The organism is Cellulosimicrobium sp. SH8 (assembly GCF_025818875.1).
GTDB lineage: Bacteria > Actinomycetota > Actinomycetes > Actinomycetales > Cellulomonadaceae > Cellulosimicrobium > Cellulosimicrobium cellulans_D.
The window spans coordinates 269,304-294,655 of record NZ_JAMXMH010000004.1 but is presented as its reverse complement, the minus strand read 5'-3'; the positions used below and the strand labels follow the sequence as shown (position 1 = coordinate 294,655).

The 25,352-nt window shown below is 74.1% G+C and carries 25 protein-coding genes and 1 tRNA gene; 11 read left to right on the top strand and 15 right to left on the bottom strand.

The annotated features are described in order from the left end of the window. Positions 1 to 82 precede the first annotated feature (82 nt). Positions 83 to 652 carry a helix-turn-helix transcriptional regulator gene (locus NF338_RS07940; RefSeq protein ID WP_264030258.1) on the top strand — a complete coding sequence of 190 codons (570 nt, stop codon included), beginning with the start codon at positions 83 to 85 and terminating at the stop codon, positions 650 to 652. Between the two features lie 15 nt (positions 653 to 667). On the opposite strand, the gene NF338_RS07935 is transcribed toward NF338_RS07940, so the two are convergent. The 5 genes from NF338_RS07935 to NF338_RS07915 form a co-directional block, all read right to left on the bottom strand. Then, positions 668 to 1,033: a nuclear transport factor 2 family protein gene (locus tag NF338_RS07935; protein ID WP_264030257.1), complete on the bottom strand. Its 366-nt coding sequence runs from the start codon at positions 1,031 to 1,033 to the stop codon at positions 668 to 670. A gap of 50 nt (positions 1,034 to 1,083) precedes the next feature. Then, positions 1,084 to 1,896 carry an SCO1664 family protein gene (locus NF338_RS07930; protein ID WP_264030256.1) on the bottom strand — a complete coding sequence of 271 codons (813 nt, stop codon included), beginning with the start codon at positions 1,894 to 1,896 and terminating at the stop codon, positions 1,084 to 1,086. After that, positions 1,893 to 2,441, bottom strand: a complete 549-nt coding sequence (locus NF338_RS07925; protein ID WP_264030255.1) for a DUF3090 domain-containing protein — start codon at positions 2,439 to 2,441, stop codon at positions 1,893 to 1,895. The genes NF338_RS07930 and NF338_RS07925 overlap by 4 nt, the downstream gene beginning before the upstream one ends. A gap of 55 nt (positions 2,442 to 2,496) precedes the next feature. Continuing rightward, the gene (locus tag NF338_RS07920; protein WP_264030254.1) at positions 2,497 to 3,216 is read right to left on the bottom strand and encodes an MSMEG_4193 family putative phosphomutase; all 720 of its coding nucleotides are present in this window, start codon (positions 3,214 to 3,216) and stop codon (positions 2,497 to 2,499) included. A gap of 320 nt (positions 3,217 to 3,536) precedes the next feature. Further along, complete coding sequence (locus tag NF338_RS07915) at positions 3,537 to 3,947, bottom strand: VOC family protein (RefSeq protein ID WP_264030253.1); 411 nt, start codon at positions 3,945 to 3,947, stop codon at positions 3,537 to 3,539. Between the two features lie 96 nt (positions 3,948 to 4,043). Between NF338_RS07915 and NF338_RS07910 the strand changes: the two genes are divergently transcribed. The 4 genes from NF338_RS07910 (at position 4,044) to NF338_RS07895 (ending at position 7,828) form a co-directional block, all read left to right on the top strand. Further along, on the top strand, positions 4,044 to 5,036 hold the full coding sequence (locus NF338_RS07910) for a helix-turn-helix transcriptional regulator (RefSeq protein ID WP_264030252.1): 993 nt from the start codon (positions 4,044 to 4,046) through the stop codon (positions 5,034 to 5,036). A gap of 86 nt (positions 5,037 to 5,122) precedes the next feature. Further along, positions 5,123 to 5,782, top strand: a complete 660-nt coding sequence (locus tag NF338_RS07905) for a response regulator transcription factor (protein ID WP_264030251.1) — start codon at positions 5,123 to 5,125, stop codon at positions 5,780 to 5,782. After that, positions 5,779 to 7,083: a sensor histidine kinase gene (locus tag NF338_RS07900; RefSeq protein ID WP_264030250.1), complete on the top strand. Its 1,305-nt coding sequence runs from the start codon at positions 5,779 to 5,781 to the stop codon at positions 7,081 to 7,083. Before NF338_RS07905 ends, NF338_RS07900 begins: the two co-directional genes overlap by 4 nt. A gap of 85 nt (positions 7,084 to 7,168) precedes the next feature. Next, positions 7,169 to 7,828, top strand: a complete 660-nt coding sequence (locus NF338_RS07895; protein WP_264030249.1) for a phosphatase PAP2 family protein — start codon at positions 7,169 to 7,171, stop codon at positions 7,826 to 7,828. Positions 7,829 to 7,891: 63 nt separating this feature from the next. Here the strand turns inward: NF338_RS07895 and NF338_RS07890 are convergent, their stop codons facing one another. The 4 genes from NF338_RS07890 to NF338_RS07875 all read right to left on the bottom strand — a co-directional run bounded on the left by NF338_RS07890 (position 7,892) and on the right by NF338_RS07875 (position 12,481). Further along, positions 7,892 to 9,808 carry a heavy metal translocating P-type ATPase gene (locus NF338_RS07890; protein WP_264030248.1) on the bottom strand — a complete coding sequence of 639 codons (1,917 nt, stop codon included), beginning with the start codon at positions 9,806 to 9,808 and terminating at the stop codon, positions 7,892 to 7,894. 512 nt (positions 9,809 to 10,320) lie between these two features. Further along, positions 10,321 to 10,394: transfer RNA gene (locus tag NF338_RS07885), tRNA-Pro, on the bottom strand. Between the two features lie 69 nt (positions 10,395 to 10,463). Next, complete coding sequence (locus NF338_RS07880) at positions 10,464 to 11,840, bottom strand: MFS transporter (protein WP_264030247.1); 1,377 nt, start codon at positions 11,838 to 11,840, stop codon at positions 10,464 to 10,466. Then, positions 11,837 to 12,481, bottom strand: coding sequence for a GntR family transcriptional regulator (locus NF338_RS07875; RefSeq protein ID WP_264030246.1), 645 nt, complete (start codon positions 12,479 to 12,481; stop codon positions 11,837 to 11,839). The genes NF338_RS07880 and NF338_RS07875 overlap by 4 nt, the downstream gene beginning before the upstream one ends. 152 nt (positions 12,482 to 12,633) lie before the next feature. Here NF338_RS07875 and NF338_RS07870 point away from each other — a divergent pair, with 152 nt between their 5' ends. Further along, positions 12,634 to 13,854, top strand: a complete 1,221-nt coding sequence (locus tag NF338_RS07870; RefSeq protein ID WP_264030245.1) for a Fic family protein — start codon at positions 12,634 to 12,636, stop codon at positions 13,852 to 13,854. A 17-nt stretch (positions 13,855 to 13,871) separates the two neighbouring features. Here the strand turns inward: NF338_RS07870 and NF338_RS07865 are convergent, their stop codons facing one another. The 4 genes from NF338_RS07865 to NF338_RS07850 all read right to left on the bottom strand — a co-directional run bounded on the left by NF338_RS07865 (position 13,872) and on the right by NF338_RS07850 (position 17,342). Then, positions 13,872 to 14,654, bottom strand: coding sequence for a DUF899 domain-containing protein (locus NF338_RS07865; protein WP_264030244.1), 783 nt, complete (start codon positions 14,652 to 14,654; stop codon positions 13,872 to 13,874). A gap of 120 nt (positions 14,655 to 14,774) precedes the next feature. Then, entirely contained in the window at positions 14,775 to 15,350 is a 576-nt protein-coding gene (locus tag NF338_RS07860; protein ID WP_264030243.1) for a putative immunity protein, read from the bottom strand. 25 nt (positions 15,351 to 15,375) lie between these two features. After that, positions 15,376 to 16,467 (bottom strand): winged helix DNA-binding domain-containing protein, encoded by a 1,092-nt coding sequence (locus NF338_RS07855; RefSeq protein ID WP_264030242.1) that lies wholly within the window; start codon positions 16,465 to 16,467, stop codon positions 15,376 to 15,378. Between the two features lie 38 nt (positions 16,468 to 16,505). After that, on the bottom strand, positions 16,506 to 17,342 hold the full coding sequence (locus NF338_RS07850) for an alpha/beta fold hydrolase (protein ID WP_264030241.1): 837 nt from the start codon (positions 17,340 to 17,342) through the stop codon (positions 16,506 to 16,508). A 191-nt stretch (positions 17,343 to 17,533) separates the two neighbouring features. Here NF338_RS07850 and NF338_RS07845 point away from each other — a divergent pair, with 191 nt between their 5' ends. From NF338_RS07845 to NF338_RS07825, 5 genes are all read left to right on the top strand, one after another. Continuing rightward, positions 17,534 to 19,051 carry an MFS transporter gene (locus NF338_RS07845; protein ID WP_264030304.1) on the top strand — a complete coding sequence of 506 codons (1,518 nt, stop codon included), beginning with the start codon at positions 17,534 to 17,536 and terminating at the stop codon, positions 19,049 to 19,051. A 215-nt stretch (positions 19,052 to 19,266) separates the two neighbouring features. Next, positions 19,267 to 20,013 carry a cohesin domain-containing protein gene (locus NF338_RS07840; protein ID WP_264030240.1) on the top strand — a complete coding sequence of 249 codons (747 nt, stop codon included), beginning with the start codon at positions 19,267 to 19,269 and terminating at the stop codon, positions 20,011 to 20,013. 71 nt (positions 20,014 to 20,084) lie between these two features. Next, on the top strand, positions 20,085 to 21,935 hold the full coding sequence (locus NF338_RS07835; RefSeq protein WP_264030239.1) for an amidase family protein: 1,851 nt from the start codon (positions 20,085 to 20,087) through the stop codon (positions 21,933 to 21,935). A 150-nt stretch (positions 21,936 to 22,085) separates the two neighbouring features. After that, on the top strand, positions 22,086 to 23,654 hold the full coding sequence (locus NF338_RS07830) for a GDSL-type esterase/lipase family protein (RefSeq protein WP_264030238.1): 1,569 nt from the start codon (positions 22,086 to 22,088) through the stop codon (positions 23,652 to 23,654). A gap of 45 nt (positions 23,655 to 23,699) precedes the next feature. Further along, positions 23,700 to 24,206 carry an N-acetyltransferase family protein gene (locus tag NF338_RS07825; RefSeq protein WP_412846361.1) on the top strand — a complete coding sequence of 169 codons (507 nt, stop codon included), beginning with the start codon at positions 23,700 to 23,702 and terminating at the stop codon, positions 24,204 to 24,206. A gap of 17 nt (positions 24,207 to 24,223) precedes the next feature. Here NF338_RS07825 and NF338_RS07820 read toward each other — a convergent pair whose 3' ends face one another. After that, positions 24,224 to 24,772 (bottom strand): hypothetical protein, encoded by a 549-nt coding sequence (locus tag NF338_RS07820; protein ID WP_264030237.1) that lies wholly within the window; start codon positions 24,770 to 24,772, stop codon positions 24,224 to 24,226. A 96-nt stretch (positions 24,773 to 24,868) separates the two neighbouring features. Then, complete coding sequence (locus NF338_RS07815; protein WP_264030236.1) at positions 24,869 to 25,339, bottom strand: MarR family winged helix-turn-helix transcriptional regulator; 471 nt, start codon at positions 25,337 to 25,339, stop codon at positions 24,869 to 24,871. Between the last annotated feature and the right edge of the window lie 13 nt (positions 25,340 to 25,352).

The window sequence follows — 25,352 nt, the reverse complement described above, 5'->3', positions numbered from 1 at the left end:
CGAGCGCGCGTTCCTGCGCGTCGCCGACCCCGACGACGCCGCGCACACCCTCGTCTGGCGCGTCGTCTCGCTCCCTGACCTCGTGGAGGCCGCCGTGCTCGCCGGGCACCGCCGCGAGGCGTCGTCGCACGTCGAGGAGCTGGCCCGCCTCGCCCCGACGTGGCACGCTCCCGTCCTCGTGACGGCGCTCCGGTACGCCCGCCTCGCGCTCGTCGAGGACGCGGGGCTGGAGACTGCGGCGACTGCGCTCGACCGCGAACCGCTCGCCATGCCGTTCTTCCAGGCGCGGGCGCGACTGCTCGTCGGGCGACGGCTGCGCCGTGCCCGTCGCCCCGACGAGGCGCGGCGGCACCTGCACCTCGCGCTGGAGGCCTTCACCGCGTTCCCCGCTCCCCGCTGGGCCCAGCGGTGCCTCGACGAGCTCCGGGCGACCGGCGAGCGCCTCCCCGACGCCGCGCCGTCGGGCAAGCACGTCCTGACGCCGCAGGAGCTGCGCGTGTGCGGGCTCGCCGTCGAGGGACTGCGCAACCGCGAGATCGCCGAGCGGCTCTTCCTCTCGCCCCGTACCGTCGGCGCCCACCTGTACTCGGCGTTCGCCAAGCTCGGCATCACGAGCCGCGACCAGCTCGCCGGAGCGCTCCGGCGAGAGTGACGCTCGCCGAGCGGGTCAGGCGGTCTCGGCGGCCGGTGCGAGCGTGGCCGCGAGAACCTGCCACCGCTCGTCGGCACGCACCCAGAGGCGGGTGTAGACCAGCCGCGCGGACACCGCGGTGCCACCCTGGATCGCCTCCACCGCGGCGACGAGCCGGGTCACTCCGGTCGCGACGTCCTCCTGGACGTCCAGAGACGCCTCCTCCAGGCGGGTGATCCGCAGCGCACCCGAGCGGTAGCCCTCCAGGTCGTCCTCCTTGGAGAAGACCGACCCGTCCGGGCCGGCGCCGACGCACCGCGGGTGCAACAGGGCGTCCAGGGCATCGACGTCGCCGGCCCGCTGGGCGGCCTGGAGTGCGTGCTCCGCAGCAAGAAGACTCATCGCGCGAGTCTACGGAGCGTGACCTGCTGAGGGGCGCCGAGAGATGCGTGTCAGAACAACGGCCACGGGACGGCGAGCATGTCCCCCGCCGGTGCGGGGAACCGCGTCGCCCGCAGGAGCCGGTCGCAGCGCTCGGCGAGTGCGGTCACCTCGTCGGGAGCCAGCAGCCCTGCCAGCCGACGGCCGAGGTCGCCGTCGTGGGTGGTCCCGTCGCCGGTGCCGAGGCCGGCGCGCACGCGCTCGACGCCCGCGAGCTCGTCGTCGTCCAGGCTCTCCCCGAGCCAGCCCCAGAGCACCGTCCGCAGCTTCGGATCGACGTGGAAGGTGACGCCGTGGTCGACGCCGAGCCGACGCCCGTCAGGCAGCGGCAGCACGTGCCCGCCCTTGCGGTCGGCGTTGTTCACGACCGCGTCGAACACCGCCATGCGACGCAGCGCCGGCGTGTCCTCGTGGACGACGCTCACCGGTCGGTCCTCCTCGTCGACGCCCTCCAGCACCGTCCGCACGCCGGCCCCGGGTAGCTCGTCCGTCGGGACGACGTCGACCGGCGACTGCGCGCCGTCGACCTCCTGCCAGAGCTGCACCATGCCCGGTCCCAACGGTCCGTCACGCAGCCACGTGCGCGGCACGATGCCCCAGCCGAGCGACTCCGACACGAGATACGCGGCGACCTCCCGGGACGCCAGCGTGCCGTCCGGGAAGTCCCACAGCGGCTTCTCGCCCGCCACCGGCTTGTACACGACCTCGACCTCACCGATCCGGGCCAGGAACGTCGCGTTGGAGGCGGCGCGGAGGCGTCCGACGATGTCGAGCGGCGCGGTGTCGGGCGGCGTCGTGGCGACGTCGTCGTGCGGGGTCGTCACGCCTCGTCGAGCAGCACGCACTCGTGCCCGTCGGGGTCGACCGGAGCACCGCAGCGGGGACAGGCCGGTCGGCCTGCCTGCACGACGGAGCGCGTGCGCTGCGCGAAGGCGCGGGCCGTCCCGACGGGCATGCGGACGAGGAGCGACTCGGCGGGCTCCGGCTCCGGTGCGTCGGGGTCGAGCTCGTCGTCGTCCACGAGCGGGAACGCCTCGACGACCACCTGCGCGGTGCGGGGGTCCCAGCTCAGCCGCATCGACCCGATGCGGAACTCCTCCTCGACGGGGAGGTCCAGCGGGTCGTCGTCGACGAGCTCGGCCGCCACGTCGACGGGGACGCTGTACCGGTTGTCGGTCTGCTCCATGAGCTCGTCGAGCAGGCGCTGGATGGTGTCGGCGAGGACGGCGGACTGCTCCTTCTCCAGGGCGACGCTGGTCGTCCGGGTGCCCGTCCGGGCCTGCAGGTAGAAGGTGCGGGAGCCGGGCATCCCGACGGTCCCCACGACGACGCGGTCGGGCCAGTCGTGCTCGTGGACGAGAGTGGGCATGCGACCACTCTACGAGCGGTCGGCGCCTTCGTGTCAGAAGATCGCGGGCCGGGCGTCAGGACGGCGGGTCACCGCTCGGGTCGTCGGGCCGTCCGTGCCCGGCGCCACCCCCGACCGGGGCGTCACCGGCGGGCGCGGCACCGCCCAGCCACGAGAGGTCGCCCGCGTCGGTGTTGACCGCCATCACGTCCGGGCGGTGCGGGCCGTACCGGACGATCGAGATCGACGCCGGGCCGACGACGACGCGCTGGAACAGGTCCAGGTGCATCCCCAGCGCATCCGCGACCACGGACTTGATCACGTCCCCGTGCGAGACGGCCGCCCAGACCGCGTCGGCGCCATGGCGTTCCGCGACCTCGGCGTCGTGGCGGCGGACGGCCGCGACGCTCCGTGCCTGCATCGCGGCCAGTGACTCTCCGCCGGGGAACGTCGCCGCCGACGGCTGCGTCTGCACGACGGTCCAGAGCGCCTCCTTCGCCAGGTCCTTCAGCGCGCGCCCCTGCCACCGCCCGTAGTCACACTCGGTGATGCCGTGCTCGGTGACGGATTCCGGCGTGGCCGCCTGGCGGTCGAGCAGGGCTCGCGCGGTCTGCCGGCACCGTTCCAGCGGGCTCGTCACGACGCGCGCGAGCGGCACCCCCGCGACGCGCGCGGCGGCGCGGGCCGCCTGGTCACGCCCGACCGCGTCCAGTCGTACCCCGGCGGTCCGCCCGGCGAGGACGCCTCGGGAGTTCGCGGTGGTGCGGCCGTGGCGGACGAGGAGGACGGTCGGCATGTCCTGAGCGTAGGCGCGTCCGCTGTCGGGTGCGGACGACGCGCGGGCCACGGCTTCGGCGCGAGAGGCCTCCGCGCGGCGGGACGGATCGTCCGGTCACGCGGACGACCAGCCCCTGCGCGGCGAGCGCCCCGATCCGCTCGCGCAGTCACCACGGCGAGCGAGTGGACCCCGCTCGCCCACCACGGTCGAGCCTACGAGGAGCACTGCACGAGGTTCCTGATCCGTCGCGCCGATCTGGCGGTCGCCCGGTGGGACCGAGCGCTCACGGTCACCGTCTTCGACTCCCCGTGACCGTCGTGCGGTCGTCGGGGATCGGCTCAGGGCCTCGGCACCTGCCCGGAGCGCTCGGTGGCCGCGGAGCTCGTCGGCGTGAAGAAGTTGACGAGGTTGCCGTCGGGGTCCCGGAACAGCAGCGACCTGTTCCCCCAGGGCATCGTCGTCGGCTCGTTCACGAAGACGTCGACCACGCTCTGGAGGACCGGGTAGACCGCATCGACGTCGTCGACGAGGAAGTCGAGCACGACGCTGCGGTTCGACGCGCCCTCGGCAGCCCCCTCGCCCAGCAGCGACACCGTCGCCGAGCTCGCGATCGCGAGGGTGCCGTGTTCCGTGCGCAGCTCGCCGAAGAGCGGGTGGAGGCGGACCGCCGTGAGTCCGGTGACGCGTTCGTAGAAGCCGATCAGCCGATCGACGTCGTCGGTGACGATGCGGGTTGCGGCGAGCTGCATGCGGGGCTCCTCGAGGATGCGCGGGACGGACTGACCCGACACACCGTACGAATGATTCTGGACAGATACTGACCGGAATGGGTCGACGATGGCGGGGTGTCTTCCGCCCCCCGCCTGTTCCTGCTTCTCGAGCTGCTGCAGTCCGCGCCCTCGCGCACGATGACCGAGCTCGCCGACCGCCTCCTGGTCGACGAGCGCACGGTCCGCCGCGACGTCCGGAGGCTGGTGGACCTCGACATCCCCGTGGAGTCCGTGCGAGGACGCTACGGGGGCTATCGCCTCACCGCCGGCCGACACGTCCCGCCTCTCGTCCTGTCCGCCGACGAGGCGACCGCCGTCGTCGCCAGCATCGTCCGGGCGAGGGCTACCAGCCGCGAGCACGACGAGGCCGCGCACGCGGCGCTGTCGAAGATCCGTCGCGTCCTTCCTGCCCAGGCGTCGCGACGTGTCGCCGCGCTCCTCGGGGACGCGGCCGTCACCTCCGCGGGCGACACCGAGAGCCCCGCCGGGGAGACGCTCCTCACGCTCGTGGACGGCGTCGCGAGCCGGCAGACCGTGGAGATCACCTACCGTGACGCCGACGGCGCGCACTCTCTGCGGACGCTGCACCCGCTCCGGGTCGTCGAGCACGCGGGACGGTGGTACCTGGCCGCTCACGACGTGACGCTCCGAGCCGAGGGCACGTTTCGGATCGACCGGATCGACAGCGTCCGTCAGACCGGCGCCGTCTTCCCGGAGCCGGAGTCACGCCCCACGGCAGACGATCTCGTCCGCCGTTTCGCCCAGGCCGACTACCCGTGGCACGTCGTGCTCCACGTGCACGCGACAGAAACGCTCGTCCGCTCCCACCTACCCCGGTCCGTCGCGACGGTCGCGGCACTCGGCGTCCCGCCCGAGGACGAGGTCCCGTGGCACCGCATCGAGATCCGCGCGAAGAGCCTCGAGTGGATCCCGCCCGTCATCGCCGCGATCGGTGCCGACGTGCGCGTCGAGGAGCCCACCGAGCTCCGCGACCTCCTCGAGGCCGCCGCGACGAGGCTGCGTCGCGCGGCACGCCCACCCGACACACCTCCGTGGCGACGCTCCTGATCGTGCGGTCCGGTGCGGGCGCGTCGTCGGGCCCTGAGAGCCAGCGCCGGCAGCGGGTGCGACGATGAGCGCTGGAGGAGAAGCCGATGGCCGCAGTAGGCGTGTGCGAGGACGACCCCGCGGTCCGGCGCGCCGTCGCAGAGACGCTCCGGCGTGCGGATCACCGCGTCGTGCTCGCACACACAGGCTCGGAAGCCATGCGCGTCCTCGGGCCCGGCGCCGGCCTCGACGTCCTCGTCATCGACATCGGCCTTCCCGACGCGGACGGACGCGACGTCTGCCAGGCGCTGCGAGCCGCCGGGCAGAGCGTCCCGGTCCTGTTCCTGACGGCCCGGGACACGCTCACGGACCTGGTCTCGGGTTTCAGCGCCGGCGGTGACGACTACCTGACGAAGCCGTTCGCCGTGGCAGAGCTCCAGGTCCGGGTCGCGGCCCTCGCGCAACGCCGCCTCGCGACCGCACCGACCACGGGCCTCGTCCTCGACCCCGCGACCTTCGCGGTGCGCTACGACGGCCGCGCGTGCACCCTCACTCCCACCGAGTTCCGTCTGCTGGCATCGCTCACCGCACGCCCGGGCACCGTCGTCCGGCGCCGTGAGCTCGTCGCCGCGGGGTGGCCGCTGGGTGCGATGGTGCAGGAGAACACGATCGACTCGTTCGTCCGTCGGCTGCGCGCGAAGCTCGCCTCCGTCGGCTCGCCGGTGCGGATCGAGACGGTGCGCGGCGTCGGGTACACGCTCCGGTGACACGCGCTACCTCGCGCCTGCTCTCGTGGCGCACCTGGAGCATCCGGGCACGGATCGTCAGTGCCACGGCTGTCCTCAGCCTCGTCGGCATGGCCGTGCTGGTCGTGCTCGTCGACCTCGCCCTCGACCGCTCCGTCGACGCCAGCGTCGCCGAGCTGCTGCAGGCCCGCGTCGACGCGGCGGCGGACGGCGACCCGGCAGCCTCGGACGAGGCGTCGGGGCCCTTGGTGTGGTTCTTCGATCCCGTCGGCAACCTGCGGTCTGGCCCGCCGACGACGGCGCTGGGCGACGCCGCCTCCCGGATGGCGCAGGAACCGTCCGGCACGGTCCGGGAGGTCGACGAGTGGTTGCTGCTCAGCGACGACCTGCCCGCGGGGCGTGGCTCGATCGTCGCAGCGACGTCGTTGGAGCCCTACGAGACCACTCGCCACCTGTCGCTGCTCACGTCGGGCCTGCTCGGGGTCCTCGTGGTCGCCGCGGTCACGGCCTTGACGGCGGCGGCCGTGGGTCGCGCGCTGCAGCCTGTCCGGTCCATGGCGCAGGACGCGTCGCGGTGGAGCGAGCACGATCTCGACCGCAGGTTCGCCCTCGGCCCGGCGCACGACGAGATCACCGAGCTGGGCGCGGTGCTCGACCGGCTCCTGGAGCGCGTCGCGCAGGTCGTGCGCGCGGAGCAGCGCCTCACCGCCGAGCTCGCGCACGAGCTGCGAACCCCGCTGACCGTGGTCCGCGCCGAGGCAGAGCTGGCGCAGCAGGTCGCCGGCCAGGATGCGGACCGCGACCGCGACCGCCTCGAGCGGATCGTGGACGCCACGACGCACATGGACGCGGTCATCGACACCCTGATGTCCGCCGCGCGCGGCTCGGTCGCGGCGCACGTGCGCACGCCGGTCGACGAGGTTCTCGACGCCGCGACGAGCGGACCCACGACGACCGGGCGCGGCCCCGCGGTGGTCGTGCACGGCTCCCCCGGCCTCGTCACGTCCACCCCGCTGGACGTGGCCACGAGGGCGCTCTCGCCGCTGGTGGCGAACGCGCTGCGCTACGGACGAGCCCGGGTGACGGTCCGCGCGTCGGACGCCGGCGCCTGGGTGGCGATCGACGTCGAGGACGACGGGCCCGGCGTGCCCGAGGACCAGGCGGAGGCGGTGTTCGTCCCCGGGCACCGCGCGCCCGACTCTCCCGGGGCGGGGCTGGGACTGCCGCTCGCGCGGCGCGTCGCCCGGGCGAGCGGTGGAGACGTCGAGCTCGTCACCACGACCCCGCCGCGGTTCCGGCTGACGCTGCCGGCGGCCCGATGACCTCGCGGAGGGAGCGCGATCGACGAGGTCGCCGCACGGCCGGCCGGTCAGGTGGCTGGCAGGTGCCCGCGCCTACCGTCACCGGGTGCGAGACCGACGACCACTGATCTTCGGAGCCGCGGTCGCCGCGTCCTCGTTCCTGCTCCTCCTGGCGCTCACGCTCCTCGCGGACCGTGGACCGCTGGCGATCGACCGGTGGTGGCAACCGGTCGTGGCCACTCTCCACAGCCCTCCGGCGACATCGGTCCTCACGGTCGTGTCCGACATGAGCAGCAGACTCATCGGAAAGCTCGTCGTACCCGTCGTCGTCGTCCTGGCTTTCCTGGCCCGTCGCAGATGGGCGGACGCCCTGACGTTCGCCGTCACCGTCGCAGCGTCGGCCGTGATCGTCTGGACTCTCAAGGACCTGATCGCGCGCCCCCGGCCGGGCGCCGGATCGCTCGACACGTCGTACGCGTTCCCCTCGGGGCACGTCACGAACGCGGCGACCGTCGCCGTCCTGCTCGCGGTCCTGCTGGGCCGCCGCTGGCTCCTCGCTCTCGCGCTCGTCTGGGCGGCCGTCATGGCGGTGAGCCGCACGTACCTGGGCTTCCACTGGCTCACCGACACCCTGGCCGGGATCTGCCTCGGGACGCTCCTCGCACTGGTCGCCGTGCTCGTCCAGGACGGCGTCACCCGGCTCCGGGGGCGACCGGCCGAACGCGAGCGATCCGGTGCTCGCGCGGCGACGTCTCGGGGAGCGTGACCCGGGACCCACAACGCCGCCGGCGGGCGAAGGCGGGGTGGCGGGGGCCCGCACCCGAGTTCGTCAGGCTGCGGTGCGCGCGCTCGTCGCGGGCCCCGGGGCCGGCGCCGGGACTCCTCCGTCGGACATGCTCCCGCGTAGGCCGGAGACCCGGAACGCACGACCGGCCGCGCGCAGAGCCCAGGCGATCGCGACGACGTCGACGGCTTCCTGGAGCCAGGCCCCCACCACGGCGGGCAGCGCACCCGTGGTCGCGACGAGCATGAGTGCGACGCTGACGGCGATCCCGATCCAGATGCTCTGGAGCGCGACGTTGACGGTGTGGCGCCCGATCTCCACGGTCTCGGCCACGCGCCCGACCTCGTCGGGAAGGATGACGACGTCGGCGGACTCGGTCGCCGCGCTCGAGCCCCGGGCCGCCAGGGCGATACCGACGTCGGCCGCTGCGAGCACCGGGGCGTCGTTGACCCCGTCACCGACCATGACGACGGGTCGCCCGGACACGTCGCGCACGGCCGCGACCTTGTCCGCGGGCAGGCACCCGGCACGGACGTCGTCGATGCCGACCTGTTCGGCGACGGCGCGGGCCGTCGCCTCCTCGTCGCCCGTGACCATGAGGACGTGGCCGACGCCGCCGGCGCGCAGGCGGGCCACGGTCGCTGCAGCGTCGGCGCGCACCTCGTCGCGCAGGACGAGGCACCCGGCGTAGGCGCCGTCGGTCGCGACGTGGACGGCGAGCTCACCGGGAGCCAGCCCGGGCGCCGGCACGTCGGCTCCGATCTGCTCTGCCACGAACGTCCGCTTGCCGACCACGACCCGGACGCCGGCGACGGTCGCGGTCACACCGCCGGCCGTGGTCTCCGTGACGTCCTGCGGCACCGGCAGCGTGATGCCGCGAGCTGTCGCGCCTCGCACGATCGCGTCGGCGAGCACGTGCACGGACGCCTGCTCGGCGGCGGCGGACAAGCGCACGAGGGCGTCCGCGTCGAGACCGCCCGCCGGGCGGACGTCGACCAGCGCGGGCGTGCCGCGGGTGAGCGTGCCGGTCTTGTCGAAGGCGACGGTCGCGACCCGGTGCAGCTTCTCCAGGGTGGCGCTGGACCGGATGACCGCGCCACGGCGGGCCGCGCGGCTCATGCCCGCCATGAACGCCACCGGCGCGCCGATGATCAGCGGGCACGGCGTCGCCACGACGAGCACCTGGGCGAACCGGAGCGGGTCGCCCGACACCCACCAGGCGATCCCCGCGATCGCGAGCGCGAGCGCCGTGAACGGGAGGGCGTACCGGTCGGCGAGGCGCACCATCGGGGCACGGCTCGCCGCAGCCTCCTCGACGAGCGCGACGATCCGCTGGTACTGCGAGTCCTCGGCTCGCCGGGCGACCTCGATGCTCACGGCGCCCGCGCCGTTGACCGCCCCCGAGTACACGGTGTCCCCCGCGACGCGCTCCTGGGGCAGCGGCTCTCCTGTGAGGGACGAGTCGTCGAACACCCCGGCGTCGGACACGAGGGTGCCGTCGAGCGGCACGATCTCGTGCGCACGGACCAGGACCCGCTCGCCCACCTCGACGTCGGCGACGGCGACGTCACGCACCGCCCCGTCGGCGGTGAGGAGGTGCGCGGTGCGCGGTGCGTTGGACACGAGCGAGGTCAGGTCCTTGCGCGCCCTGCCGGACGCATACTCCTCCAGGGCCTCGCCGCCCGTGAGCATGAGCACGATGACGGCGGCCGCCCAGAACTCCCCCACCGCGATCGTCGACCCGATCGCCGTGACCGCGAGGACGTCGACGCCGAAGGTCCCCGAGCGCAGCTCCTTGACCATCGCGACCGCGGCACGAAGCGCCATCGCACCCGCGTAGAACCCCAGCACCCACGGCACAGCCTGCGGCCACACTGCCGACAGCGCCCCTGCGACCGCGACCACGGCGAGGGTCGCGGCCAGGTGAGGAAAGGCACGCGCGGCGCAGAGAATGCGGTTCATACAGAAAAGGATTGCCGAGGACTCACATTCTCTCAAGCAAGCAAAGCCTTGCCGAACAGCAATTCTGGAAGAATAAAAGAAAGGAAAGCCTCACCACACCGTGCCCCTCGGAACACATGCACGGCGACACGCTGCAGCGGCACGCGAAGGACTGCGTGGAGGAACTTCCCGGCGCCGAGCCAGAGCACCCCTTCGGGCCGGACCGGGAGGTGCACACGGTGCGGGGCAAGGTGTTCTGCTGCTCACCGAGGCCCCGTCGATTCCGCGACGTTCGCGAGGAGCGGGCCGTGACGCTTTCGGGAGACAGCTTCAGCGGACCGCCCGCGACACGGCGGCGTCGCTCGCGCACGTCGGTCACGGACGCGTGCGAGCCACGGTGTTCCTCACCGTCCCCGAGGACGGCCTCGCCCAACTCCCTCTGACCAGGACCGCTCCACTCGCGTGGAAATGACGATGGCCGGGCCTACGAAAACGTAGGACCGGCCATCTCGATGTCCTGCGACATCACACTGTCGGGCTGACAGGATTTGAACCTGCGACCCCCTGACCCCCAGTCAGGTGCGCTACCAAGCTGCGCCACAGCCCGCGGCTGGATCACCAGGCGTGACACTCGACCTAACGTCGCGTGCCCCGGCCCCGTGAAGCCTCGGATACTCTACCCCATCCGCGACGCCGCCAGCGCACCGTTTGCCCCGGTCGGGGCTGTGCGGTCGGTCTCGTCCGCACCGCCCGCGCCGGCGTCCCGCTCCCCCGTCGGCAGGTGCGCTCGCCACGCGGTCGCGACGACCGCCAGGCAGATCGCGGCGATGACCAGGCCGCCGAAGAACATCTGCGTGTAGGTCCACCGCACCGAGAGCGCGGCGAGCACCACGGGCACGCAGAATCCGACGTAGGTGATCGAGTAGTAGACCGCCGTGAGGCCGGCGAGGTCGTCGGGCGTCGCGATGCGCTGGACCTCGCTGAGCCCGGCGACGAGCGCGAGCCCGTACCCGGCGCCGAGCACGGCGGCGGCGACGAGCGCCGTCGGGAGGTCGAGCCGGGCAGCGGCGTAGGCGCCGAAGCCCATGCCGACGACGACGATCGACATCGCGACGACGGACGCCCGCGCGCTGTGCCGGGTGTCGATCAGCCGTCCGAGCACCTGGATCCCGACGCCGCAGCCGAGGCCGAGCACGGTCATGAGGCCGGAGAACGCGATGGGCGCGCTGCCCGCGCTCGCGGACACGAGCCCGGGCAGCACGGCGTAGGCGCTGCCCGCGCACCCGAACACCCAGGGCGCCACGGGCACGACGACACGCAGGAACCGGCGGTGGGCGACGGCCGGCACGCGCAGGTCGTCCCGCAGCCGGCCGCGTGCCGCTCCGTCGGGCGCGAACCTCGTCTCCGGCACGCCGAGCACCCAGACCCCGGCCGCCACCGCCAGCACGCCGTGCACCAGGTAGGCCGTGTGCGTGGGCCAGGGTGCCCACTGCGCGAGCACCGCCGCGACGCCTGCGCCGACGAGGAACCCCAGCGTGAGGGCGAGCCCCGCGCGCCGGGCACCCGAGCCGCCGTCGGGCACCCCGGACGCGACCGCCGCCGCGTCGGTGAGCTCCTTGACCCACGTGGTGCCGACGGCCATGACGAGCCCGAGCGCGACGCCGCACAGCACGCGCCCCGTCGCGAGCAGCGCGGCCGACGACGCTCCAGCGGCGAGCACGAGCGATCCGACGAGCGCGATCGGCGCCGCGGGCAGCAGCAGGGGTCGGCGCCCGTACCGGTCGGACAGCGGCCCACCGAGCAGGAGCGCCGGGACGATGCCCAGCACGTAGGAGGCGAGCAGCGCGTCGACCGTCACGGCCGAGAAGTGTCCGACCTCCCGGTACATGACGAGCAGCGGCGTGAACTCGTTGCCGCCCCACGCGACGGCGAACATCACGGCCGCGACGGCGAGCCACGCGCGCGGCCCGACGGCAACCCCAGCCCCGGGGGCGGACGCGGCCGCCCGGTCCTCGGCCGCCATCGAGGTGGTCGCGGACGTCGCTGCGCTCACAGGCCCGCCCTCGCGTCCTCGAGGTGACGCTGGATGCGGCGCTTGTACGTGCGGGTGTCGCGTACCTCGAGCGCGTCGACGAGGGCGCGGTGGCCCGCGACGAAGGTCGCGGCCCGCCGCGGGTCCCACCGGACGCTGTGCGCGACCATGCGCTGCTGACGCTCGCGCAGGCTCACGGAGAACGTGGTGAGGAGAGTGTTGCCGCCCGCGGCGACGATCTCCTGGTGGAAGCGCGCGTCGAGCGTCGCGTACTCGGCGACGTCGCCGTCGGCGACCGCCGCCTCCTGCGCGGCGACGAGGTCGCGCAGGAGCGCGACGAGCGTGGCGAGCTCCGTGTCGGGCAAGCGGACGACGTTCTGCGCCGCGTGGGACTCGACGAGCAGGCGCGCGTCGAGGACGTCGTCCGCCTCTCGCGGGGCGACCGGGACGACGAGCGCTCCCCGCTTCGGGTAGAGGCGCAGCAGCCCCTCGGTCTCCAGCCGCAGGAACGCCTCGCGCACGGGCGTGCGGCTCACGCCGAGCTGCTCGGCGATCTCGCCCTCGCTCGTCATGGACCCGCCGGGCAGGCTCCCGTCGAGGACGAGGGACTTCACGTGCCGATAGGCCTGCTCGGTGGCAGAACCGCTGGTCGTCCGGGGCATAGATACATGATGCATCCATCTGGTGTGCGACTTCGACCGGAGTCGCACCGCACGCGCGTGGCGCTCGCCACATCCGTGCGCCAGCCTTCAAGCGATGCTTGAGGACCACGCTTACTAACAGTTTCAGAGAAGCTGTTAGTAAGGTGACTCTCGTGGAAGCACATGACGCACTCTCCGTCGCACCTGTCGCCCGCGAGGCCCACTACTGGGTCGCCGAGAACGACGGGCTCTCGACCCGTGCCCAGGTCGCCTCCGGCTCGGGTCCGTACGAGTCGAGCGTCCCCGCCCCTATCGCGGACTACGCTCCTGCGCTCTCGCCGCAGCAGTCTGCCGACGCCGAAGAGGCCGCGGCCGCCCTCGCACGTTTCGACTCGTACGCGAGCGCGACGCTCGGCCCGGAGAACCCTGCCCTCGGTCCGATGGCGTCGATCCTGCTGCGCACGGAGTCAGCCTCCTCGTCGCAGATCGAGAACCTGACCGTCGGTGCCAAGCAGCTCGCGCTCGCCGAGATCGACCAGACGACGAGCGCCAACGCACGCACAGTCATCGCGAACGTGCGCGCCATGAAGGCGGCGCTCGACCTCGCCGACAGGCTCGACGAGAGCTCGATCCTCACGATGCACCGCGAGCTTCTCGAAGGGCAGCCCGGGTGGGAGCTTCACGCGGGTCGATACCGGAGCACGCTCGTCTGGGTCGGGTCGTCGGGCATCAGCCCGCGGGGAGCGACGCACGTCGGACCCCAGCCCGCACTGGTGCCCGCGGCCATGGCCGACCTCGTCGCCTTCGTCCGCCGGGAGGACCTCCCCATCCTGGTCCAGACGGCCGTCGCGCACGCCCAGCTCGAGACGATCCACCCGTTCACGGACGGCAACGGGCGCACCGGTCGCGCCCTCGTGCACGCCATGCTCCGCTCCAAGGGACTCACCCGAAGCACGATCGCCCCGGTCTCCGCCGGACTGCTCGTGGACACCGAGGCCTACTTCGATGCCTTGACCTCCTATCGCGCCGGGAACGCCTGGCCGATCGTGGAGCAGCTCACGCGTGCGAGCAGGTTCGCCGCGACCGCCGGCGCGCGGCTCGTCGACGACCTCGCGGCACAGGTCACCGACGCGAGGGACCGTCTCTCCGGCCTTCGCCCGCAGGCTTCCGCCTGGAAGGTCGTCCCGCACCTCGTCGCCCACCCGGTGGTCAACGCCGCCTTCCTCCGCGACCACCTGGGCTTCCACGACGTGAGCGCGCAGCGCGCACTGAGCCAGCTCACCGACGCGGGTGTCCTTCGAGAGCGCAGCGGGCTCCGACGCAACCGCGTCTGGCAGCACGACGGGATCCTCGCCGTCCTCGACGTCTTCGCGCAGGGGATCCGGCGCCGCTGAGCACGCCCTTGCGCACCTCAGTGGTGGTGCCCGCTCCGGCCGAGCGTGATCTCCGGCGTCGCACCGGGACGAGTCCACTGCGGCACAGGCCGGGTGGTCGGGCCCCAGCCCGCGACGCCGTCGGCGTCCGCGCGCCAGTACCAGCACACGCCCTCGCCCTCGGGCCAGCCGTCGGGGGTGTCCTCCCACGACTCCCTGCGGCCGTAGGGCGTCATGTCGAGCAGGGCGAAGTGCGGGCTGGTCGGTTCGTTGCCGCGCCCCGTCGTGCGGTACGTGAGGAACATGCGGTCGCCGTCGCGGAGGAAGCAGCTCACGTAGCCCATCTCGCCCCCGACCGGCTCGTCCAGCCCGCGCACCGAGTACCACGGCTGGGTGTAGCCCATGAAGTCGACGTAGGGCTCCACCTCCTCCCACGGGCCGACGGTGAGGATCGCGAACGAGACGCCACGTGCGTTGAGGTACACGGCGTCACGCAGGCCCCACGCCGTCCAGGTGCAGCCCTCGCACTGCCCCTGGTGCGGGGCGCCGTCGTGCCACATGTGCTGGTAGGCCACGAGCTCGTCGCGTCCCTCGAACAGGTCGACGAACGGGACCGGCCCCTCCGGGCCGACGACCTCCACCGAGCCGTCGATCTCCACCATGGGCAACCGACGCCGCGCGGCAGCGATGGCGTCGCCCTCGTGGGTGTGCGCCTTCTCGCGCACGAGGAGCTCGTCCCGGGCGGTCTGCCAGGTGGCGAGGTCGACGACGGGTGGTCGGCCGGGCAGGGAGACGGTGGGGCTGCTGGTCGTGGGCGTCATGGTGTCCTCCACGGTGTCGGTGCCGGCCGGCGCACGCCGCCGGCCGCGGTCATCCGCAACGACCCGCGAGGCGGCCGGAACTCATCGCCCGGCGCCTTCGCGGCCCGGCGCGGACCCGGCTCAGGCGCTGTCGCCCCCGGCACCGGGTGCGGTGCCGTCCAGCGCGGTGCCGTCCCGAAGGGCCGCGTCGAGCCGGCGGACCAGCTCGCCGACCCGGCCGCCTCCACCGGGTGCCGACGGGTAGCGGCGCAGCACGTCGACGAGCGCGGGCGTCGCGTAGGACAGCGCCACGGCGAGTCGTGCGGTGGCAGCGCACTCGTCCCCGCCCGCGGCGAGCTGGGCGGCGTGCGCCGCGTGGGCCGCCGAGCCGAGGACGTGCTTGACCTGGTGGGCGTCGGCGATCGGGTGCAGGTACGCGGCGCCGGCCGCCGCCATCGCGGCTCGCGCGGCCTCGGCAGCCGCCGGGTCGCCCGCCTCCTTCGCGGCCCGGAGCGCCGCCCACGCGGTGTCCCGCAAGGTCTTGCCCCGCGCGCCGCCACGGGCGAACGCCCACGCCGCGTCGACCGCCTCGCGAGGACGGGCGTCGTCGGGCCGCACCGCCTCCACGATCTCCAGCGCCTGCCCCGCGCACCGGGCCGCGTACCCGGCGACCTCGCGCAGGTCGTCCATGCTCAGCTCGACCCCGGTCGTCGCCACCTGCCGCTCCCTCCGCCGGCCCCGTTCACCCGTCCGTCACGAGGCGCAGGTCCCGCCCGAGCACACTACCCAGCCGCGCGACCGCCACGGCGTGCTCTGCACCGCCGTCGTCGAACCACGCGACGCGCACGTCCTCGCCCGCGAGCGCCCAGGTCCCAGCGACGGCCCCGCCCACGGTGACGACGGCGGCCCCGCGGCTCACCACGCCACGGTGCGCGGGCGGCACCACGCGCGGGTCCGCGGTGCCGGGCCCGAGCACCCACTGGTCGAACGCAGGAAGGAGCCGCACCGCCGACGACGGGCGGGTGTCGGCGAGCTCGTCGACGTGCTCCCGGAGCACGAGGGCCGCGTCTCCCTCGACGTCGACCTCCGCGAGCTCGTCGCCACGCATCTCCGCCATCCATCGGTTCAGCCGTGCGCGACCGGCACCCAGCCCTTGCCCGAGCCAGGAGTGCACGTGGTCCGGGGTGGCGGGGCCGTACGTGCCGAGGTAGGCGAGGACGGCGTGCCGACCCGCGGCGTCGAGGTCGGGCCAGTCGACCCAGCGGGGATTGGTGTCGAGCCGCTGGAACGTCGTGCGACCGTCGCGCGCAGGCCCGAAGCTCATGTCGCCGAACCACGTGAGCGGCTTGAGCAGGGTGTCGGTGCCGTCGCCGAACGACGGCCGCAGGTGCGCGAACCGGTCATGCGCCGCGACGGCGTCGCCGAGGTCGGCGCGCGTGAGCGGGCCGTCGGCGAGCGCGTCGCGCACCACGGCGCGCAGGTCGGGCCAGTCCGCCGGCTCCAGCCGGTAGTACTCGCGCCAGCTCGCGCGCTCCCACATGCGGCCCGCGCGGCGCAGCGCGAGGTACGCCCCGCCATCCTCGGGCGTGACGAGGTGCGTCGACCCCCGGAACGCGTACGTGCGCACGAGGCGCCCGTCCGCGAGCGCCTGCCCGACCTCGCCCGCCTCGGACGCGCGCTGCCGGACGCGGACCGCGAGCTCGGCCGCGTCGTCGGAGGCTGCAGGGACGACGCCCAGCCGCCGAACGACGTCCTCGGCCCGGTGGTCGCCGACCGGGTCGAGCAGGTGCCGCCGCGCGCGCCAGGCGAGCGCCTGCGCCCACGTGATCGCCACGTCCGCAGGCTAGCCCTGGGTGCCGACAGACGCGCGGGTCAGACCACGGGGCCGGACCCCTGGGCGATCTGGAGGACGCGGGAGACGCCCGGCTGGTCCGGGTCGTCGGTGATCTCCCGTCCGTCGAGCCAGCTCTCGATGACGTGGGCGAGCTCGCCGGGGTGGCTGAAGTTCATGGCGTGGGCGGCACCGTCGATCGCGACGATCGTCACGTGCGGGGGCGCGAGCGTGCCGACCTCGCGCACGCGCCGGGGCGGCGGCATGAGCGGGTCGCGCGTGCCGACGACGGCGAGCGTCGGGACCGGCACGCGGACGATGCGCTCGAGCGACGGGAACCGGACCAGCTCGGAGAACAGGTGCAGCGCGTTGACGGCGCCGAACCGCACGTAGTCGGGCACGGCGATGCGCGCCATGCGCGGGCTCTCCCGGCCGGCGTCGCGCGCGAGCTGGGTGAGGGCGCGGGCGAACGGCTGATTGTGCACGCCGCCGGCGGGCGAGGCGAGCACGATGCCGGCGACGCGCTCTGGTGCGGCGTGCGCGACCTCGAGGCCGATCGGGCCGCCCATGGAGTTGCCGACGAGGATCACGCGCTCGAGCTCGAGCGCGTCGAGCAGCGAGAGCAGCGCGAAGGCGAGCGACGGGATCCCGAGGGTGTGCCCCCAGCGCTCGCTGCGGCCGTAGCCGGGCAGGTCGGGCACGACGGCGGTCGCCCGGTGGGCCAGGCGTTCGGCTGTCGGGAGCAGGTAGGTGCCGGAGACCGCGAACCCGTGCACGTGCACGATCGGGACGGCGCCCGGCACGTCCGGCCCGACGCGCACGAACACGTCGTGCCCCTCCACGTCGACGTGGCGCGAGCGCCACCGGTCAGCAGCCATAGGCCGATGGTGGCAGAGCGCGCGGCGCGGCGCCCGGGCAGCGGGAGCACCCTCGGCGGGTGAGGCGCGAGTGCCGCGCGGCCCGTGAGCATGGACGGCGGACGGGGGTCGACGTGGAGCAGAGCACCGAGAACACCGCCGGCCGGCCGACCGCTGCCGCCCGGCGTCTCGCGCTGCTCCTCGCGGCCGCGATGTTCGTGCTCGTCGTCGACACGTCGTTCATGAACGTCTCGATCTCGGCCGTCGTGCGCGACCTCGGCACGACCGTCAGCGGGGTGCAGACGGCGATCGCGCTCGAGGCGCTCGTGTCCGCGTCGTTCATCCTCGTGGGCAGCAAGGTGGGCGACCTCGTCGGACGGCGCCGGGCGTACGTCGTCGGGCTCCTCGCGTACGGGGCGGGCGCGGTCGCGATGACGCTCGCGCAGAGCCTCGTGGCGGTGGTGATCTTCTGGTCGGTCATCGGCGGCCTGGGCGCCGCGCTGCTGCTCCCCGCCATGCAGTCGCTCGTGCACGGCAACTTCGACGGCGCCGCGCGCAAGTCCGCCTACGCGCTCGTGGGGGCCGCGGCGTCGATCGCGGCGGCCGTCGGGCCGCTGCTCGGCGGCGTCATCACCACGACGCTGTCGTGGCGCGTGGCCTTCGGCCTCGAGGCCGTGGTGATCGTGGTGGTGCTCCTGGGCGTGCGGCTCGTGCGCGACGTCCCGTACACCGGCGACCGCGCGGTCGACGTCGTGGGGACGATCCTGTCGGTCGTCGGGATGGGCGGCATCGTCCTCGGCGTCCTCGTCTGGCAGGAGGGCGGCGAGGCCGTCGGGGCGTTGGTGGTCGTCGGCGCCGCGGGCCTCGTGGGTCTCGCAGCCTGGCTCGTGCGGCGCGCGCGGGCAGGGCGGACGACGCTCGTCGACCCGGGCCTGTTCCGCTCCCCCGCGTTCCGCATCGGGGTCTCGCAGCAGCTCCTGCAACAGGTCGCGCTCGGCGGCGCGATGATCGCGCTACCGATCTTCCTCCAGATGGCGCTCGGCTACGACGCGCTCCTGGCGGGTCTCTCGCTCGCGCCGCTCTCGCTGACGATGTTCGCCGCGGCCCTGGTCGCGGGCAAGCGCCCCGGTCGGCGCCGACCCGCGACGCGCGTGCTCGCGGGGTTCGTCCTGCTCGTCCTCGGGATCGCGGGCGCGGTCCTGGTGGTGCCGCGCGCGACGTCGGGCTGGTGGCTGGCGCTGCCGCTCGTCGTCGCGGGTGCCGGGCTCGGTCTGCTCGTGTCGCAGCTCAACGCGTACACGCTCTCGCCCGTCCCCGAGGAACGCGCGAGCGAGGCCGCCGGCGTCAGCTCGGCGGCGGGCTCGTTCGGGCTCTCCCTCGGCCTCGCGGTCGCGGGCGCGGTGATGCTCGCGTCGCTCGCCGCGGGCTTCACGGCGCAGGCCGGGTCGAGCACCGTCCTGCCCCCGGACGACAAGCAGCAGGTCGCGGCGGTGCTCGAGGACGACGCCGAGATCATGAGCGACGCCCAGCTCGTCGAGCTGCTCGCCGACGAGCCGCCCGAGGTGCAGGACGAGATCCTGCGCATCAACGACGACGTCCGGGCCCGCGCGCTCCAGGTCGCGCTCCTCGTCCCGCTCGTCGCGGGCCTGCTCGGGGTGGTCGCCGCGCTGCGCATGCGGCGCATCCCCGATCCCGAGACGCGGACGGAAGCGCCGCCGGTCCTCGGCTGAGGCCACCCGGGACGACCCTCGCCGACGATCCGTCGCCGGGGCGCACCGCCCGCGGCGTCCGTGACCGGACCGAGACACCCTTCGTTGCTCGCGCTAACCGTCGTGAAACGCCCGGGAAACAGGGACTTGTGAGCATCGGTCCCGGCAGGGGGCCCCACCACCACCGCGGTCGTGCGCGCAGGTCGGCGCGCGCCCGAGGAAGGACCTGCTCCCCCATGACCCGATCCCCCTCGCGCCGACGGCTCGGCCGGCGCGCCGCGCTCGTCGGCGGCCTGGCGGTCGCCGCGACCGCCCTCACCGCCCCGGCGCACGCCGCGCCGTCAGTCTCCGCCGTGACCCTCGACGCGCCGTCGAGCGTCGAGGTCGGCGCCCCGGTCACGGTGACCGTCGCCGCGACGGGCGTCGTCGACCTCTACGCCTACGACCTCGCGGTCTCCTACGACCCCGACCTCGTCGAGCTCGTCGAGGACTCCGCGGTCACGCCCGACGGCGGGTACTCCGACGTGGCCGACGACGGTGCGGGGACCGTCGCCGTCGCGCACACGCGGCTCGGCACGTCCCCCGGCCTCGAGGGCGACGTCACGCTCGCGACGCTCACGTTCACGGCCGTCGCCGACGGCGACGCCCCGTTCACCGTCCCGACGGCCACCCTCGTCGGCGCCGACGCCACGACCGCTTCCCTGACCGACCTCGCGTCCGCCACGACGACGATCACGGCCGCCGTGACGGCGCCGCCCACGGACGACCCGACGGACGGCGCGACCTCTCCGACCCCGGGGGGTGACGACACCACCGCTCCCGGGGCCGACGACGCGTCCGACTCGCCGTCGACCTCGACCGGCTCGGGCTCGCTCGCCTCGACGGGCGCGAGCGTCGCCTGGTTCGCGGGTGCCGCGCTGCTCGCCGTCGTGGTGGGCGCCGGGATCCTCTGGGCGCGGCGCCGGGCGGTGGTCTCCCGATGAGCCACGACCCGACGCCCGGCGCGCCCGCCGTCCCCGCGCACCGACGGTGCACCACCACGAAGGAGCAGCCCGTGCCCACCACCCACCGGCGAGTCGCAGCGGGCGGGCTCGCCGCGCTCACCGTCACCGGCCTCGTGCTCGGCGTCGCCGCCGCTCCAGTCGCGACGGCGGCCCCCGCCACGGCGCTGTTCCTCCCGCCGTACTGGACCGAGCTCGACCTCACGGGCGACGAGCAGGTGACGACCGACGACCTCGACGTCGTCGCCGCGGCGTTCGGCGCGACGACCGACGACGCCACGTGGGACGACGTCGCCGCGGCCGACACGGACGGCGACGGCACGATCACCGTCGCGGACCTCGCCGCCGTCTCCCAGCGGATGGTCTACGACGACGGACCCTTCGAGCTCGTCGAGGCCTCCACGCTCGACATGCAGGCGGCGATGAACGCCGGGGTCACGTCGTCGGTCGCGATCACCCAGGAGTACCTGGACCGCATCGCGGCCTACGACACGACGCTCGTCGACACGGGTGCCGGCGGGCGGCCCCTGCACTCGATCATCACGACGAGCGGCGTCGCGCTCGACGCCGCGGCCCGCGCGGACGCCGTCCGCGAGACCGACGGGATGACGAGCCTGCTCCTCGGTGTGCCCGTCGCGGTCAAGGACAACTACGACACGAAGGACATGCCCACCACGGGTGGCTGCGGGTGCTGGGACGGCAACCAGACGACGACCGACGCGACGATGGTCGACGGGCTGCGCGCCGACGGCGCCGTGATCCTCGCCAAGGCGAGCCTCGACGAGTTCGCGTTCGGCTTCGTGTCCGAGTTCTCGGCGTACCAGGACGCGGGGACGAGCACGCTCGTCGCGAGCCCGTACGTCACGAGCCGCACGGCCGGCGGGTCGAGCGGCGGCACGGGCGCGGCGATCGCCGCCAACCTCGCAGGGCTCGGGTTCGGCACGGACACGGGCGGCTCGATCCGCGTGCCGTCGTCGTACAACCAGCTCGTGGGTGTGCGACCGACCGTCGGCCTCGCGAGCCGGGACGGGATCGTCCCGCTCGCGCTGAGCCAGGACACCGGCGGGCCCATGGCTCGCAGCGTCCTCGACGCGGCCGTCGCGCTCGACGCGGTCGTGGGCGTCGATCCCGCGGACCCGGTCACGTCACGCCAGGAGGGTGAGGTGCCGGCGTCGTACGCGCAGTTCCTCGACGCGGACGCGCTCGACGGTGCCCGCATCGGCTACGTGCCGTCCATGCTGGGGAGCAACGCCACGACCCTGCGCCTCTGGGCGCAGACGCGGGCCACGCTCGAGTCGCTCGGCGCCACCGTCGTCGAGGTCGCGCCGCCCACGACGTGGTCGCCCGTGCTGCCGAACGGCTTCGCGAGCGTCCTCAACGAGGGTTCGGGCTCGACGAACGAGTTCCGGCACGACCTCGACGCCTACGTCGCGAACCACCTCGCACCGCAGGTCGAGGCGCGGACACTGCAGGGCATCGTCGACTCCGGCCGCTTCGTCCCCTCGCGGCGCAGCACCTACGTCTCGCGCGCGGCGATCTCCGAGGAGACGTACCTGGCGTGGGCCGGGCCCGACGGCTCGCACACCCGGGTGCTCGCCGAGGGCAAGGACCTCGTCACCGCGATGCTCGACGACGCCGACCTCGACGCGCTCGTCTACCCCAGCGCGAACCCCTACGGGACGATCGGTACCAACCTGCGCCTCAGCCCCAACACGGGGCTCCCTGCGGTGACCGTGCCGATCGGCCAGGCGACCGCGGCCGACGCGACGGTCACAGGAGGCGGCGTCAACCTCGAGCTGCTCGGCCGCGACTTCGACGAGGGCCCGCTCCTCGGCCTCGCGTTCGCGCTCGAGCAGTCGGTGCACGCGCGCACGTCCCCTGCCCTGTACGGTCCGCTCGGCTGAGGAGGCCATGGCGGCCGGGTGACACGCCGCCCGACGGCGGCCGGACCCACGCGGGTCCGGCCGCCGTCCGCATCTCGGGACCGGACCGGGGCGAACGGTGCTAGGTTCCCCCTGACACCGCTATCAACCTCAACGCCGAGGGACACCCGGATGCCGCGCACGCACACCCCACCCGACCGCACCACGCGCGCCCCGCGGCGCGCACGCCGAGCCCTGCTCGCCGCCCTGACGGCGCTCGGGCTCGCCCTGACCGGTCTCGGCACGGCCTCCGCCGCCGACGCCCCGGGGGCCGACGACGCCGGCTGGTTCACGAGCTGGGCGCAGTCGCAGCAGCGCGTCTCCACCAAGAACTTCGACGACCAGTCGATGCGGATGGTCACCCGCCTGAGCCAGGGCGGGGACGCCGTGCGGATCCGGCTGCAGAACCAGTACGGGGTCGGGCCGGTCGTCATCGACCAGACGTCGCTCGCCCTGAGCGCCGGAGGACCGGCGATCGTCGCGGGCACCGACCGTGTGCTCACCTTCGGCGGCGCCGAGAGCGTCACGATCCCCGTGGGCGGGGAGGTCTGGAGCGACCCGACGAGCATCGCCACCGACGACCTGGACGAGGTCGCCGTGACCTTCTACCTCGCCCGGCCGACCGTCGCGAGCCTGCACGACCGCGCGGGCCGCAACAACTACGGCGCCCCGATCGGGTCGGGCAACCGCAACGCCGAGGTCTCCGGTGCGTCGTTCACCGAGAACCTGCCGTGGACGTACTTCGTCAGCGCGGTCGACGTGTTCGACGCGGACGTCGCGGGCACGATCGTCGCCTACGGGAGCTCCGTCGTCGACGGCGTGGGCAGCGAGAGCTGCGGGCCGGGCTGCGACGCGTTCGGCCAGGACCGCCGCTGGACCGACGACCTCGCGCGCCGCGTGGCCGCCGAGCTGCCGCCGTCGCAGCAGGTCGCGATCGTCAACGAGGGCATCAGCGGCACGACCTCCTCGCCCGCGTGCGGGGGCGGCGGGAACGACGGCGTCTCGCGCCTCGAGCGCGACGTGCTCGCCCTGCACGGGGTGCTCGGCGTGATCTTCTACTACGGCACCAACGACCTGGCGAACGGCTGCACGGACGCGACGATCCTGGCGAGCTACGAGCAGATCTTCGAGCGGCTGCGCGCCGAGGGCATCAGAGTCTTCGTCACTCCTGTCACCCCGCGCCCCGGGTACACCGCGCTGCAGAACCAGTACCGCCGCGCCGTCAACGACGTCGTGCGCGCGGGCGGCGACTGCGACGGGTCGTGCGACGGCGTCCTGGACTTCGACGCGGTCCTCCAGGACCCGGCGAACCCCGACTCGATCTACCCGCCCTACGACACCGGCGACGGCATCCACGCCAACGTCGCCGGGCAGCAGGCCATCGCCGACTCGATCCCGCTCGCCCTCCTCGTCGGCGACCGGCCGTCGGTCGCCACGGACGTGCGCCTGCGGTGCCTCGCCGGCACCCCGTACGTCGCGGTCCGCGTCGCCAACCAGGACGACGTCGCGCTCGACGTCGACGTCGCGACCGCCCACGGGTCGCGGAGCTTCGCCGACGTGGCACCCGGGTCGAGCGCGTACCAGGCCTTCGCCGTCCGATCGGCGCCCGACGCCGGGGTCGTGACCGTCACGGCCCGCACGTCGGGAGGCACCGGCCCCGAACGGGTCGAGCAGGTCGCGCACGCCGCACCCACCTGCTGACAGAGGCTCTCGCAGGGACGCCGTGACCGTCGGCCGTGGTCGAGGATGGTCCTCGTGCCCGACATGACGGTCCGCCCCGCTTCCTGTGCCGACCTGCCCACCGTCGCGCGCCTGCGCTGGCGCTGGGTCGCCGAGGAGAACGGCGCGACAGACGTGCTGGGCGAGGACGAGTTCGTCGAGACCTTCGTCGCGTGGGCCGCGGACCGCTCCGACACGCACCGGTGCTTCGTCGCCGAGCGCGACGGCGTCGTCCGCGGCATGGCCTGGCTCGCCCTCACCGCGCGCGTGCCCAGCCCGCGAGCGCCGCACCGCCTCAGCGGGGACCTGCAGTGCGTCTACGTGGTGCCCGACGCGCGGGACCAGGGCCTCGGGACGCGGCTCGTGGAGGCGGTGGTGACCGAGGCGGACCGGCTCGGTGTCGAGCGCGTCGTCGTGCACAGCAGCCAGCGCGCCGTCCCCGCCTACGACCGGGCGGGCTTCGCGTCGGACGAGCGGCTGCGCCACCGGCGCGTGCGCCCGGTCGGCGCTCCTCGTGACCTCGCGGGCGGGTGACGCCGAGGGCGGTGACGTCAGGGGCGGGTGACGTCGAGGAGGGCGTCGATCGACCCGACCTCCTCGACGAGACCTGACCACCCGACCCGCGAGGCGGTCTGCGCCTCCGCGTCGGTGAGCAGCCGTAGGGTGCGGACGTGGCCGACCACGTTCCCCGCGGCGTCGAGCACGTCGTCGAGCGCAGAGCCCCACCGCGAGCCCGTCGCCATGATCGCGGAGATCTGCGTCCCGGAGAGGAAGGGGTCCCCGTTGCGCCACGGCGTCTCGAACGGTGGGGTGCGGCGGTTGACGGCGATGTCGTCGCACACGATCCGCAGGGCGACGAGCGCGGCGCCCTCCTGACCCTCGACCACCTCGACCGCGAGCTCGACCGGCGCCCCGGCGTCGACCGGCAGCCGGGAGACGCCGGCCGTGAGGAGAGTGAGGGGGCCGTCGGAGGGACGCTTGGCCACGATCATGACGGATCCGCCGATGCGCTCGTCCAACAGGCCCAGCGGCACGCCGAACGCGTCGAAGACGTGGTTCGGGAAGGCGTCGTGGCTGGCGGCGAGCGGGAGGTCGGTCATGGGCACCGATCCTAGGGCGACGGGGTCGGACCGTCCGCGAGGCCGCGGCGGCGGTACCGGTGCTCGTCAGTCCCAGACGATCGACGTGCGCCGACCCTACGAGAGGTCGCCCACCTCGGCGACGACCCGCTCGGCGAGGGCCGCGAGCGCCGCGAGCTCGCCGGGCGTGGCGAGGTCGACGAGGTGCCGGCGCACGGAAGCAACGTGCGCGGGCGCGGCGGCCTCGAGCGTCGCGAACCCGTGGTCGGTGAGGACGACGACGGCGTTGCGTCCGTCGTCGACGTCCGCCTCCCGCCGTACGAGCCCGCGCGTCTCCATGCGCGCGAGGTGGTGCGAGAGCCGGCTGCGGGACCAGAGCATGCGGGTGGCCAGGTCGCGGAGCTGCCACCGGTGGCCGGGCTGCTCGGACAACGTCGACAGCACGTCGTAGTCCGGTTCGGACAGTCCCGAGTCCCGCGCGAGGTCGCGCGCGAGCGCGACAGGCAGGACAGTCTGCATGCGGCGGTAGGCGCGCCACGCGCGCTCCTCGTCGGGCGAGAGCCATCGAGGCTCGGCTACGTCGGTCATGGGGCCAGCATCG

Excerpts from the sequence above, each read along its gene's own strand:
- NF338_RS07935 (WP_264030257.1), bottom strand. The coding sequence starts at position 1,033 with ATGAGTCTTCTTGCTGCGGAGCACGCACTCCAGGCCGCCCAGCGGGCC.
- NF338_RS07925 (WP_264030255.1), bottom strand. The coding sequence starts at position 2,441 with ATGCCCACTCTCGTCCACGAGCACGACTGGCCCGACCGCGTCGTCGTG.
- NF338_RS07920 (WP_264030254.1), bottom strand. The coding sequence starts at position 3,216 with ATGCCGACCGTCCTCCTCGTCCGCCACGGCCGCACCACCGCGAACTCC.
- NF338_RS07915 (WP_264030253.1), bottom strand. The coding sequence starts at position 3,947 with ATGCAGCTCGCCGCAACCCGCATCGTCACCGACGACGTCGATCGGCTG.
- NF338_RS07905 (WP_264030251.1), top strand. The coding sequence starts at position 5,123 with ATGGCCGCAGTAGGCGTGTGCGAGGACGACCCCGCGGTCCGGCGCGCC.
- NF338_RS07890 (WP_264030248.1), bottom strand. The coding sequence starts at position 9,808 with ATGAACCGCATTCTCTGCGCCGCGCGTGCCTTTCCTCACCTGGCCGCG.
- NF338_RS07875 (WP_264030246.1), bottom strand. The coding sequence starts at position 12,481 with ATGCCCCGGACGACCAGCGGTTCTGCCACCGAGCAGGCCTATCGGCAC.
- NF338_RS07865 (WP_264030244.1), bottom strand. The coding sequence starts at position 14,654 with ATGACGCCCACGACCAGCAGCCCCACCGTCTCCCTGCCCGGCCGACCA.
- NF338_RS07850 (WP_264030241.1), bottom strand. The coding sequence starts at position 17,342 with ATGGCTGCTGACCGGTGGCGCTCGCGCCACGTCGACGTGGAGGGGCAC.
- NF338_RS07845 (WP_264030304.1), top strand. The coding sequence starts at position 17,534 with ATGTTCGTGCTCGTCGTCGACACGTCGTTCATGAACGTCTCGATCTCG.
- NF338_RS07840 (WP_264030240.1), top strand. The coding sequence starts at position 19,267 with ATGACCCGATCCCCCTCGCGCCGACGGCTCGGCCGGCGCGCCGCGCTC.
- NF338_RS07830 (WP_264030238.1), top strand. The coding sequence starts at position 22,086 with ATGCCGCGCACGCACACCCCACCCGACCGCACCACGCGCGCCCCGCGG.
- NF338_RS07825 (WP_412846361.1), top strand. The coding sequence starts at position 23,700 with ATGGTCCTCGTGCCCGACATGACGGTCCGCCCCGCTTCCTGTGCCGAC.
- NF338_RS07820 (WP_264030237.1), bottom strand. The coding sequence starts at position 24,772 with ATGACCGACCTCCCGCTCGCCGCCAGCCACGACGCCTTCCCGAACCAC.
- NF338_RS07815 (WP_264030236.1), bottom strand. The coding sequence starts at position 25,339 with ATGACCGACGTAGCCGAGCCTCGATGGCTCTCGCCCGACGAGGAGCGC.